The 11,387-nt window shown below is 38.6% G+C and carries 8 protein-coding genes and 1 pseudogene; 8 read left to right on the top strand and 1 reads right to left on the bottom strand.

Annotation, left to right across the window (positions count from 1 at the left end; genetic code table 11):
- From QZ265_RS01950 to QZ265_RS01915, 8 genes and pseudogenes are all read left to right on the top strand, one after another.
- Window positions 1–238, top strand: a pseudogene (locus QZ265_RS01950) (hypothetical protein); the annotation flags it as partial.
- A gap of 55 nt (window positions 239–293) precedes the next feature.
- Window positions 294–2,063 (top strand): phospholipase D-like domain-containing protein, encoded by a 1,770-nt coding sequence (locus QZ265_RS01945; RefSeq protein ID WP_296402846.1) that lies wholly within the window; start codon window positions 294–296, stop codon window positions 2,061–2,063.
- Window positions 2,064–2,244: 181 nt separating this feature from the next.
- Window positions 2,245–3,879, top strand: coding sequence for a 3-deoxy-D-manno-octulosonic acid transferase (locus QZ265_RS01940; RefSeq protein WP_296402843.1), 1,635 nt, complete (start codon window positions 2,245–2,247; stop codon window positions 3,877–3,879).
- Entirely contained in the window at window positions 3,879–4,592 is a 714-nt protein-coding gene (locus tag QZ265_RS01935) for a 16S rRNA (uracil(1498)-N(3))-methyltransferase (protein WP_296402841.1), read from the top strand. The genes QZ265_RS01940 and QZ265_RS01935 overlap by 1 nt, the downstream gene beginning before the upstream one ends.
- A 90-nt stretch (window positions 4,593–4,682) precedes the next feature.
- Window positions 4,683–5,852, top strand: coding sequence for an extracellular solute-binding protein (locus QZ265_RS01930; protein WP_296402839.1), 1,170 nt, complete (start codon window positions 4,683–4,685; stop codon window positions 5,850–5,852).
- A gap of 185 nt (window positions 5,853–6,037) precedes the next feature.
- Window positions 6,038–7,162 (top strand): extracellular solute-binding protein, encoded by a 1,125-nt coding sequence (locus tag QZ265_RS01925; RefSeq protein WP_296402837.1) that lies wholly within the window; start codon window positions 6,038–6,040, stop codon window positions 7,160–7,162.
- Between the two features lie 219 nt (window positions 7,163–7,381).
- Window positions 7,382–8,980 (top strand): iron ABC transporter permease, encoded by a 1,599-nt coding sequence (locus tag QZ265_RS01920; RefSeq protein ID WP_296402835.1) that lies wholly within the window; start codon window positions 7,382–7,384, stop codon window positions 8,978–8,980.
- A gap of 139 nt (window positions 8,981–9,119) precedes the next feature.
- Window positions 9,120–10,331, top strand: a complete 1,212-nt coding sequence (locus tag QZ265_RS01915; RefSeq protein WP_296402832.1) for an ABC transporter ATP-binding protein — start codon at window positions 9,120–9,122, stop codon at window positions 10,329–10,331.
- 178 nt (window positions 10,332–10,509) lie between these two features.
- Here the strand turns inward: QZ265_RS01915 and QZ265_RS01910 are convergent, their stop codons facing one another.
- Entirely contained in the window at window positions 10,510–11,316 is an 807-nt protein-coding gene (locus QZ265_RS01910) for a methyltransferase domain-containing protein (protein ID WP_296402831.1), read from the bottom strand.
- Window positions 11,317–11,387 lie beyond the last annotated feature (71 nt).

The raw sequence follows: 11,387 nt of genomic DNA, 5'->3' as shown, positions 1-11,387 counted from the left end.
TTATTCTCCTTTACTATGGATTATAAGCAGTTACACAAAGTTTGGGAAACTCCCGGCCAGCAACTTAGGCAATACTCCGAGTGTTTGCCGCGCTTCTTATATTCATCCCAAAGTCATTAATAGTTTTTTAAATAATGAGTTTGTTGAAGCATACAAAAAGGGCTATCGCGGGCGCACAAAACAATTCCAGCAGCTCAGTGAAAAAGCATTGTTGGTATTTTTGACAGCAAACGAGTAGTCTATCATCAGACTATCTATTTTTAATATCTCATTTAGTTACAGTCGTATTATTTATGGCCCATTTTGAAATATCTTCTATGTTTATGACTGCTCAACCTGTTCTAATCAAACAGTTAGATAGGGCTATGGCGTCGCTTGAATCCATTTCTGTAGGAGACTGGGCGTGGGTAGGGGTGGCTGTTCACCTATTATTGACGGTATTTATGGTAATCCGTATTTTGTCTACCCAACGAAATACAGGAATTGCCATAGCTTGGTTGGTACTTTTATTTGCTATTCCATTTTTTAGTATCATGGCTTACATATTAGTCGGCGAGCCTTATTTAGGAAAAAGTTATAAAGTCCGTAATACACAGGCTCAAAATTTATTAAAAGGTGTGGCACAACGCCAAGACATACAATTGGCGCAAGTGGACGATACACTTCCTAAACGCTATCAAGGCGTAAGTCGTATTGGAACTTTCGATACCGGTTTTGGAGTTTACGACAAGCATCGGATGCAGTTATTAACTTCCGCAGATAGCACCTTTGATTCATTAATTCAGGATATAAATAATGCATCCAACATAATTTTGATGGAGTTTTATATAATTTATCCTAAAGGTCGCGTACAAGAGGTGTTCCAAGCATTAATTGAAGCCGCTCAAAGAGGGGTGGAGTGTCAGATATTGGCGGATAGTGTAGGTAGTTTTAGCTTCTTTACTGATGATTGGCATGAAAGAATGGTGGAAGCTGGCGTTGTTGTTCATCAATCCTTACCGGTAGGTTTATTTAAAACCTTGTTAAAACGTAGTGACTTACGCAATCACCGCAAAATAGTGGTTATTGACGACGACATTGGTTATACCGGTAGTTTTAACTTAGTAGATCCTGAGTTTTTTAATCAAGACAAAGCGGTAGGTCAGTGGATTGATCTCATGATGCGTATTCAAAGCGATAATGCTGTTAGTGTGGTGACTGCATTGGCTGCAGTTAGTGTTACCGATATTGGCGCAGAAAGTACACGTAATTTAGAGCAGCTTGGGTATCGTATTGAAAATAATATTAATATGTATACCCGTAAGCTATATCGGCGTCAGCCCGCTATTAATGATATCAACGACAAAGCTTCGGGTTATTTGGCTAGACAAATTTTATCTAATAATCTAAGTGATGAATATGGTCATGACTTTAAGGCTTCAGAGCAAGATCCTAACCATGAGGTGACTGAAGATAGCGCAGAAAACAATATACCTGCTTATATGCGTACCATTGCCAATCTCCCAGCCATAGAAAATGTAATGGCACAAGTTATTCCTTCAGCACCACGCATTACTGAACACGTGATTTATAATACGCTGTTGACCATTTTTCACAGAGCTGATTACCGCATTCAGATTACCACGCCTTACTTTGTTCCAGACGAAGCTTTATTGGCAGCGTTAACTACGGCGGCCAAACGAGGGGTTGAAGTCACTATACTTTTGCCAAAAAAAGTAGACTCATTTTTGGTACAGCACGCTTCTCAAGCTTCCTACTCAATATTAATGGAAGCGGGGGTGAAAATAGCACTTTTTAAAAGGGGTTTGTTACACGCCAAAACAGTAATTATAGATGATGACTACTGCTTGTTCGGTACAGTTAATATGGATATGCGAAGTTTCTATTTAAATATGGAGATTAGCTTAGCCTTATATAGTCCCAGTATTGTCAAACAAGTTTATGAATGCCAACAGTCTTACCTAACTCAGTGTGAAATACTGACTTTAGAAGAATGGGAAAGTCGTCCTACTTATAAACAACTTTTTGATTCAGGGATACGCTTATTTAGTCCTTTACTATAGGTATAGGGATAGCTACATGGCTCAAACTATTGATAGTATTTTCTATTTTATAGGGTTTAAATGCGTTAAAATACCGGCTATTTTTAAATCAGTTTGTTTTAAAAGCAGCTTTTTTATCTTTATTTGCCATTTTTAAATTAAGAGCTGCATTAATTATATAACAAGTAAACATGGGTTGATTATGGCACATAATAAAAAAACCAAAGCTGCAAACTCAGCCTATAAATTGGCGTTACAGAATGCAAAATCAAGTACCACTATTAACCCACCTTGGTATTATAATTTGGCGATAAAGGTGTTAAAACCTGTTTATAGAGCAGTACTGTGGCGCCGCTATAACAAAGCCAAAAAAGGCGACATCTTAGTTGCAGATTACAAACAAGAGATTGATGCCCGTTATGGTCGCAACTACCCTGATTTTGCCAGGGGCTCTTTAAAACACACTCATCCAGATGTAAATACTTCGCCTTTTAATAAAGCAAATATATGGTGTCACGCTGTATCTTTAGGCGAGACCAATACTATTGCACCAATGCTAAAGATAATGTTACAGCAAGGCGCAAGGCTTTGGATCACTAATACCACACAAACTGGCTTTGCCCGCACTGCACAGTTATTCTCAGATGAGATATCAAGTAAGCAAGTGATTCATACCTTTGTGCCAGTAGATGATAAAGCCATTATCAAAAAATTTATTAAAAATGCTAAGCCGGATTTGGCTATGTTTGTAGAGACTGAACTGTGGGCGAATATACTGTCTGAGTTAAAACAGTCAGATGTGCCTTCAGTATTGGTGAATGCTAGACTGTCGCAAAAATCTTTTGAGAAATATGCGAAGTACGAATCTGTTACCAAAAGCCTGATGCATAATATCAGTATGATTATTGCCCAAGATGCAGACTCGGCAAAACGTTTTCGAAAATTGGGTGTCGAAGTGGTCAAGATTCGACGTGCAGATTCTTTAAAGTGGTCAACTGGTCGTTCACTGGCAAGTTTTGAGTCTAAGGATGTTAATTCCACTTTGTCAGACAGTAAACAAGATTTGCAATCGAAGTTTAGCCTAAATGCTGAGGCGCTGAATCGTCCAATATGGGTAGCGGGAAGTACCCATGAAGGAGAGGAGAAGGCAGTTATTGAGGCGCATAAGCAATTAATTACTAAGGCGAATCTAGCTAACGCTTTGCTTTTATTAGTTCCCCGTCATCCTGAGCGCTTTGATGCTGTCGCTGAATTGCTTGAACAGTCAGAAATGGTATATCACAGACGTAGCGAGCAACAGCTTATTGATTCTAATACCCAAATTTATTTAGCAGATACTATGGGCGAATTAACCTTATGCTATCAATTATCCAATGTGGCATTTGTGGGGGGCTCTTTAGTAGATATTGGCGGTCATAATCCCATTGAAGCTGCCCAATTTGGCAAACCGATTATTATGGGACCTTTTACCCAGTCTTGCCATGAAGTCGTTGTTGCCTTAACTGAAGTAGGAGCATTAAAAGTAGTTAGTGCAGCGAATGCTACTGGCAAAGACAATAAATCAAAAATAGACAGTACTATGGCAAATGCAAGTTTAGCTGAGAGTTTAGCTGAAAGTGTGGCAAATTGGTTAAGTCACAATGATGAAGCCCTTGCAGCGGGTAAAAAAGGTCAGCAGTTAGTCGAAGTCAAAAGTGATGCCATGATAAAGCAGTTGGCAATGATTGAAGGATTGTTAAAAAAATCGCAAAAAACTGATGTATCTGTTGATCCAAAAGAGGAAGTAGTTGATTTAGACCACTTTAAAGTACGTAAACGTGGAGAAGGTGAGAGTTAGTGAATGTCTTACTGTTACCGCCAATAGATATAGAACAATCATCTATCTACATCACTGATAGTATTCAAATCAATCATGTTCAACAAGTTTTAGGATTGTTGCCTGGAGATAGTCTAAAAGTAGGCAGTATCAATGGTAACCTAGGTACTGCCATTATCGAAAATGTGTCGGCTAGCCAGCTAAAGTTGATCGATATTCAATTGGATAAGCCTCCCCCTAACAAACTTGACTTAACAGTAATTCTTGCATTACCCCGTCCAAAGGTATTACGTCGACTTTTGATAGATATGACTGCCATTGGGGTTCAAAAAATTATCTTAGTAAACAGTTATCGTACCGATAAAAGTTATTGGCAAAGTCCGATGCTCAATAGGATAGATGAGTTTATCCAAGAGGGCTTACAACAAGGAGTAGATACTATACCGCCTGTTGTACAATTAAAAAAACGTTTCAAGCCTTTCGTTGAAGATGAACTTAGTCTATGGGCATCAAGCCAATGCATGGTCGTTGCTCATCCTTATGGTTCAGTATCATTTAATCAATTTATAAAGCAGGCAGGCTTGCCCCAAGTTATATGTATTGGTGCTGAAGGGGGGTGGATTGATTATGAGATAAGGTTGTTACGAGACAATGGTTGTCAGCCTATTACTATAGGCAGTCGAATTCTTCGTACCGAAGCTGCAGTAAACGCATTATGTGGACGTTATTTATAGCGTCGTTTTCAGTTATACTTAACCGCTTCTTTTTCTTCTGCTTGTTTTTCTTTCTTCTGCTTGTATATTTACTGCTATAGGTTCTATTCCATGCACAAGGTTGTTAGCTCTAATAGCAAACTGTTAAAAAAGACTCTGTCTGTATTCATTATTGCCGCCTTAACTTTATCGGGTTGCTCAAATGATCAGAAGAATAAGGTAGAGCTGCCTTCAGAAAAGGTCCAGATTAGTTTAGAGCGATTTCAAATAGGTACTGACCTAGATATTAAAAGCTTAAAGCCCCTAAGCGATGCTTATCATAAAGAGACTGGTATCGTGATCGAGTGGATACCCATAGATAAAAAGGTGTTTACCATTAGCTTTGATGAAGAGGCTCCTCTGCATTATGATGTCAAGCTACCTAAGGGCTTGGATATGTTGATGATGCATAGCGTTTATACTATGGCAAATGCGAGTGCCAGTCAGGTTTTGCAACCTATAGGTTCAGAAGTGCTGAATACTAAAGTCCCTGATCAATATAAAGATCCTGATGGAAAATGGTTTGGCGTAGGTAAATATGCGCAAGGCATTGTCTATAATAAAAATCGAGTTAATGTACGAGAATTAGTGAACTATGCCGGTCTTGGTGCTATTAATTGGCGCGGCAGACTTTGTATGACCGATATTTATAGCCCTGAAAATCAGGCCATTGCTAAAATGATGATATCTTATAATGGCACAAAGCTTACTCCTGAAATTCTCGCCAATTGGCAGACAAATATGGGGACGCCATTGGCTAATAATAAGCAAATATTAAGCACAATGGAGCAAGGGAATTGTGATGTAGGTATTGTAGACAGTGATACTTTTTGGAGTTATGCCAAAACTCATCCTAGTACACAGATTAGAATGATGTGGCCTAACCAAATTAATCGAGGCGCCATTACCAATGCCATTACGATTGGAATGGTCAATACAGGCGAAGAAGTTGGCCAAGCCTTAAAGTTTATGGAGTGGCTTATGAGTGATCGCGGGCAAGCTTTGTTGACTTTTTATACTAGCACTTTTCCAGTTGTAGATATCAAAGATGAAACCGTAAATATGCTGGCAGTACGACCTGAGTGGACTAAGTTTAAAGCTGATGAAGTGCCATTAAAAGATATTATAAATAACCATAGTAAAATTAAGGCGGCTGAAATTAAACCTGAAATACCTGAAGCAGTAACGGATGATGAGTCCACAAAGCAACAGCAACAGCAACAGCAACAGCAACCACAATAGCTGTAACAATAACCGCTATAACAATGGCATTGAAAATATGGAAATAAGTGCAAAAGACAAATGAATATCAATTGTTATTGATAATTATTATCATTTGTATTAAGATGCGTTTTGCTATTAAGGTTTAGCTTCGATAGCAAGTACTAATATTTAAAATAACTGTTCATATTTTCAAAGAGGCCATAATGGTTAAATTACAAGAAGCAAATTCAATTATCAAGATAGGCACAAAATACTCTATGTTAAGTGCGGCTGTAATTGGTGCATTAGCATTGGCTGGTTGCAATCAGTCGACTGAACAAGCCAATACTCCTGCAAAAACTGAACAAAAAAATGAAGGGCATGCCACTGATAAGGCTTCAGGTGATACAGTCACTATTTATTCATCGCGCAATGAACAGTTAATTCAACCGCTTTTAGACGAGTTTACAAAAGAAACAGGTATTCCTGTTGAGCTTGTCACCGATGATAGTGGTCCACTAATGGCACGTTTGCAAGCAGAGAGTACCAATACGCCTGCTGATGTTCTACTCACTGTAGATGCTGGTAATTTATGGCAAGCTGGTCAACAAGGTCTATTACAGCCTATTAAATCAGAAGTAGTAAACAGCAATGTTCCTGAAAAATATCGTTCAGTAGATGACTTATGGACCGGACTTTCTTTACGTGCTCGTACTATTTTTTATGATCCAGCTAAGGTTCAACCGACTGAACTTTCAACTTATGCCGATCTTGCCGACCCTAAATGGAAAGGTAAACTTTGCCTTCGTACTTCTAAGAAAGTATACAATCAGTCATTGGTTGCCAGTATGATTGAGCATTTTGGCGCTAAGAAAACGGAAGAAATTGTAAAAGGTTGGGTAGCTAATTTAGCAGCTCCCGTATCTAGCAACGACACCAAATTATTAGAAGCCATTGCTTCAGGTCAGTGTCAAGTAGGTATCGCTAACAGCTATTACTATGGTCGTTTATTAGATGAAAATCCTAAATTCCCAGTTAAAATCTTCTGGGCAAACCAAGGTGAAGGTCCTGAAGCAACAGGAACTCATGTAAACGTATCAGGCGCTGGTATTATTAAGAATTCTGATAACGTTGAGGGCGCTCGTAAGCTTATCGAATGGTTATCTTCTGATACTGCTCAAGGCAAATATGCTAGCAGTGATAAAGAATTCCCGGTAAAAGAAGGTATAGATGAATCAGACATGCTTCGTTCATGGGGTAGCTTCAAACAAGATGATATTAATGTTAGTATCTTCGGTCAGCGTCAAGCTGAAGCAGTTCAGCTAATGGATCGTGCTGGTTACGAATAAGCGAACAACTGTTTCAATAGCAAAGAACAATCTTAAAAGCGAAGAACTACTTTAATAGCAAGAGGCTAATTGACTGATTGATTTGCTATTAAGTAAACTGTCAAAATATAAAGGTTATATATATCAAATTATCTCAACGCTATATAACAAAGCCATAAATAACTGCTAAAAGTAGGGGCATCTGTCATAAGTTGCCCTTATGTTTTGCAATAGGTTTTTATGAAAGCAAATATCTTTAACGGGTCACTATTAGCGAAATCGGTCTTGGGACTGATTTCGCTATTTATGTTAATCCCAATTATTATTGTCATGCGTTCTTGGTTTGAACCTATGGCAGATATTTGGACACATTTAACTGAGTTTGTCTTACCCCAGGTTATAAAAAATTCATTATTAATCTTATTATTAGTCACCGTATTAGCAGGTAGTTTGGGCACTTATTTAGCTTGGCTCACCAGTATGTATCGCTTCACGGGTCAAAAGTTTTTTGTCTGGGCAATGATGTTGCCATTTGCCATTCCCGCATATGTTTTGGCATTTGTTAGTGTCGGCTTGCTCGATTATAGCGGCTTTATTCAAACCTCCTTTAGAGAGTTGGGACTTAGCTGGAAGATTCCTAACATTCGAAGTGTGTGGGGCGCTGGCATTATATTGTCATTGGTCTTTTATCCGTATGTTTATCTACTAGCTAGGCAGGCATTCTTATCTCAAGGTCGCAGAGCACTCGAAGCAGGTCAGATGTTGGGGTTATCTCGTAATCAATCCTTTTTTAAAGTGGCATTACCTCAAGCCATGCCTTGGATTGTGGGTGGCTTATTGTTAACGTGGATGGAAACTTTAGCGGACTTCGGTGCCGTATCCGTATTTAATTTGGATACTTTCACCACTGCGATATATAAGTCATGGTTTGGTTTTTTTAGTTTAACAACTGCAGCGCAATTGGCCGCTTTATTGATAATAACTGTATTCATTATCATACTGCTAGAACGGTATTGGCAGAAAAGACGCAGCTATTTACCAAGCGCAGGAAGTCGCCAGCGAGAACAATTAACCGGGCTACGTAATATCTGGGCTATGTTATTTTGTAGCTTTATTTTTATATTTGCCTTTGGGCTACCAATAACGCAGCTGTTAATATGGGTGATCAAAAATTACCACATAGATTTAGATGCTCGGTATTATACCTTTGTCAAAAATACAATATTGATTGCTGGTGCTACCGCTACCGTTATTTCCATTATGGCTTTATTAATGGCTTGGCTATTACGTCAATACCCAAGTCGTAGCAATCAGCTGTTAGTATCTTTAGCAAATTTGGGATATGCCGTTCCTGGTACGGTATTAGCAGTAGGTGTATTTATCCCTATCGCATGGTTAGACAACTGGTTAATAGCCCATCATATCAGCGGCGCTCAAGTACTCAGTGGCAGTGTGATAGTAATGTTATGTGCATTAACAACTCGCTTTATGACTGTAGGGTTTCAACCTATTGATAGACAATTAAATAGACTGACCCCTAGTCAAGAGCAAGCCGCACAGTTATTGACCACCAATCGTTGGCAGCGTTGGCGCAAAGTTTACTTACCAGTCATAAGCCCTGGTGTGTTTACAGCACTAATAATGGTCTTTGTTGAGGTAACCAAAGAAATGCCAATTACTTTAATGACACGTCGTCAAGGCTGGGATACCCTTGCAGTGCGTGTGTTTGAAATGACATCAGAAGGGATGTATGAGCGAGCTGCATTGCCAAGTTTGACCATTGTATTGGTAGGTTTAGTTCCTGTTATTTTGTTAATTACTCAGTCGGATAAACACTAAAATTAAGTTTTTATAACCGCTTTGTAGCACGCTAAATTTTTTAAAAGTTCAAAACCTAAAACCTTAACTATTAATCCTTGATCATAAATCATTATTCATAATAGTCACTCCTCATTACCTAAGCAATACGGTGAATTCAATGCAGTCAACAGATATACAACAGCCTCAATTAAATTCACATTACCTAACTATAGACAATATCAGTGTCATTTTTGGAAAAACTGAGGTGGTAAAATCTTTATCCATGAGATTAAACCAAGGTGAAATTGGCTGTTTATTGGGTTTTAGTGGCTGCGGCAAGACCACAGCGCTTCGTGCTATTGCTGGCTTAGAGAAACCACAAAACGGTAAGGTAATACTTAATGGAAAAACTTTAACTGACATTCAACAAAACAAAGCTAAGGTACAGATCATGCCTGCTAAGCGTGATATGGGTATGGTATTTCAAGATTACGCTTTATTTAGTCACTTAACTGTTAGCGAGAATATAGGATTTGGGTTACATCGTTGGAGCAAAGCAGATAGAGCTGCACGTATTAAAGAAATGCTCGAGCTGGTTGAGTTAACAGACCATGCTGATAAACGCATCAATCAGTTATCAGGAGGTCAACAGCAGCGAATTGCTTTGGCGCGTGCTTTAGCACCTAAACCTGAATTATTATTACTTGATGAGCCATTTTCTAATTTAGATATGATGCTTCGAGAGTCTTTGGCCGCCAAAGTTCGTGATATTCTAAAGCGAACCAACACCACGGCTATTTTAGTGACACATGATCAGCACGAAGCCTTTGCCATTGCCGATAAAATCGGGGTCATGTATCAAGGTAAATTGGCACAATGGGCTACCCCTGATGAATTATATCACGAGCCAAATAGCCCCTTTATTGCTGAATTCATTGGTGAAGGAGCGATGATAGATGGCATTATCGAGCAAGGCGTTATCAAAACTGCTTTAGGAGATATTAAGCGTTATCCAGAGCCTATACATGGTCATAATCAAGCTAATAAGAAAGGATTAGAGTCAGGACTAGACTATAAGACATATTTTGAGCAAGGTGAGGTTTGTGAATATGACTTTCCGAATGGAACCAAAATCAAAGTTCTCATTCGACCTGATGACATTGTGCATGATGACCACAGTCCGCAGCAAGCCATGGTGGTTGAGCGGGTGTTTCGAGGCGCAAACTTCCTTTATCGTTTACGCCTAAACAATGGTGAAGAGGTGCTATCCTTAATATCCAGCCACCATGATCATTCTGTTGGATCAATGATAGGTTTTCGACCCTTAATGGCTCATGTGGTTCTATTTCAAGGTAATAATTTGGATGTGACCACTTGGCAACGTATCTAATTAACCTAGTAGTATAATTCTGATAGGATTCATAATAAGACAATAGTAATTATCCGCTAAAGAAATTTCTGTTTTAATGAAAGCTTGCATGCCTATAGCTGTCTTTTATGCATAGTTATTTTTATGAATAATTGTTTTCAATAAATAGCTGTCTTTTGTGCATATTGTGTTTTAGAGCTTACTGCTTATTTGGTTTAGCAAGCACATGAATATAGCGCCCTAGCCATTTATAAGGGGCTTGCTCTGAATAGCGTAACTCCATTTCAATGACAGCGTCTGGATTATTGTGTCCCCCACGTTTTAAGGGAGCATAATCATGAAACACTCTTAAACCACTCACTTTATTTATAACAAAGTCTTGCTCTGTAAGCCAACCTGCTACCTCATCGTAACTAACTGGATTATTTGGAGTAAGGCTTTTTTTGTTGTCTGATTTAAAATCAGGATTGTTAAGAAGGTTAAAATTCCCCATTATCAAATTACGATAAACAAAACTTGAAGGATTGTAAAAGCACAAAGATAATACGCCAGTGGTCGCCAACCATTTAGCAAAAAAAGGTATGGTTTGTTTTGGCTCAGCAAGCCATTCAAGTAAAGCATGGCATAGTATTAAATCAAAGCTCGCCACTGCCTCAATATTTAGTCGTAAATCTAACTCTTGGTACGGACAGACCAACCATTCAATTTGATCTTTTACTCCTAAAGTTTGTGCGTTGAGTTTGGCCTCAGTAAGCATATTGTCAGAAATGTCATTAATGGTCACATGATGGCCATATGAGGCAAACTCTATAGACAATTGTGCCAATCCAGCGCCTATATCTAATATTCTTAGCGGTCGATTTAATGCATCAGACAGTTCAACAACTGCGTTTTTAAGATCACGCTTTAACACGGCTAATCTGATTTCACCTTTGAGGCCACCATATACTTTTTTGACAAAATGCTCAGTAATAGGATCAAAGTTACGGTCTTCTGCGGTCGTCATTTGGCAATACCATTTTAGTGAATGAAATAGAGTCATTTAAGTTGTGATTATTGAGCCAAAAGTGAATATAT

This window comes from Psychrobacter sp., from assembly GCF_018260395.1.
Classification (GTDB): domain Bacteria; phylum Pseudomonadota; class Gammaproteobacteria; order Pseudomonadales; family Moraxellaceae; genus Psychrobacter.
This window is presented reverse-complemented; position numbering and strand designations above follow the sequence as displayed.

Coding starts and splice junctions, on each gene's coding strand:
- QZ265_RS01930 (WP_296402839.1), top strand. CDS start 4,683: ATGCACAAGGTTGTTAGCTCTAATAGCAAACTGTTAAAAAAGACTCTG.
- QZ265_RS01915 (WP_296402832.1), top strand. CDS start 9,120: ATGCAGTCAACAGATATACAACAGCCTCAATTAAATTCACATTACCTA.
- QZ265_RS01925 (WP_296402837.1), top strand. CDS start 6,038: ATGGTTAAATTACAAGAAGCAAATTCAATTATCAAGATAGGCACAAAA.
- QZ265_RS01945 (WP_296402846.1), top strand. CDS start 294: ATGGCCCATTTTGAAATATCTTCTATGTTTATGACTGCTCAACCTGTT.
- QZ265_RS01940 (WP_296402843.1), top strand. CDS start 2,245: ATGGCACATAATAAAAAAACCAAAGCTGCAAACTCAGCCTATAAATTG.
- QZ265_RS01920 (WP_296402835.1), top strand. CDS start 7,382: ATGAAAGCAAATATCTTTAACGGGTCACTATTAGCGAAATCGGTCTTG.
- QZ265_RS01910 (WP_296402831.1), bottom strand. CDS start 11,316: ATGACGACCGCAGAAGACCGTAACTTTGATCCTATTACTGAGCATTTT.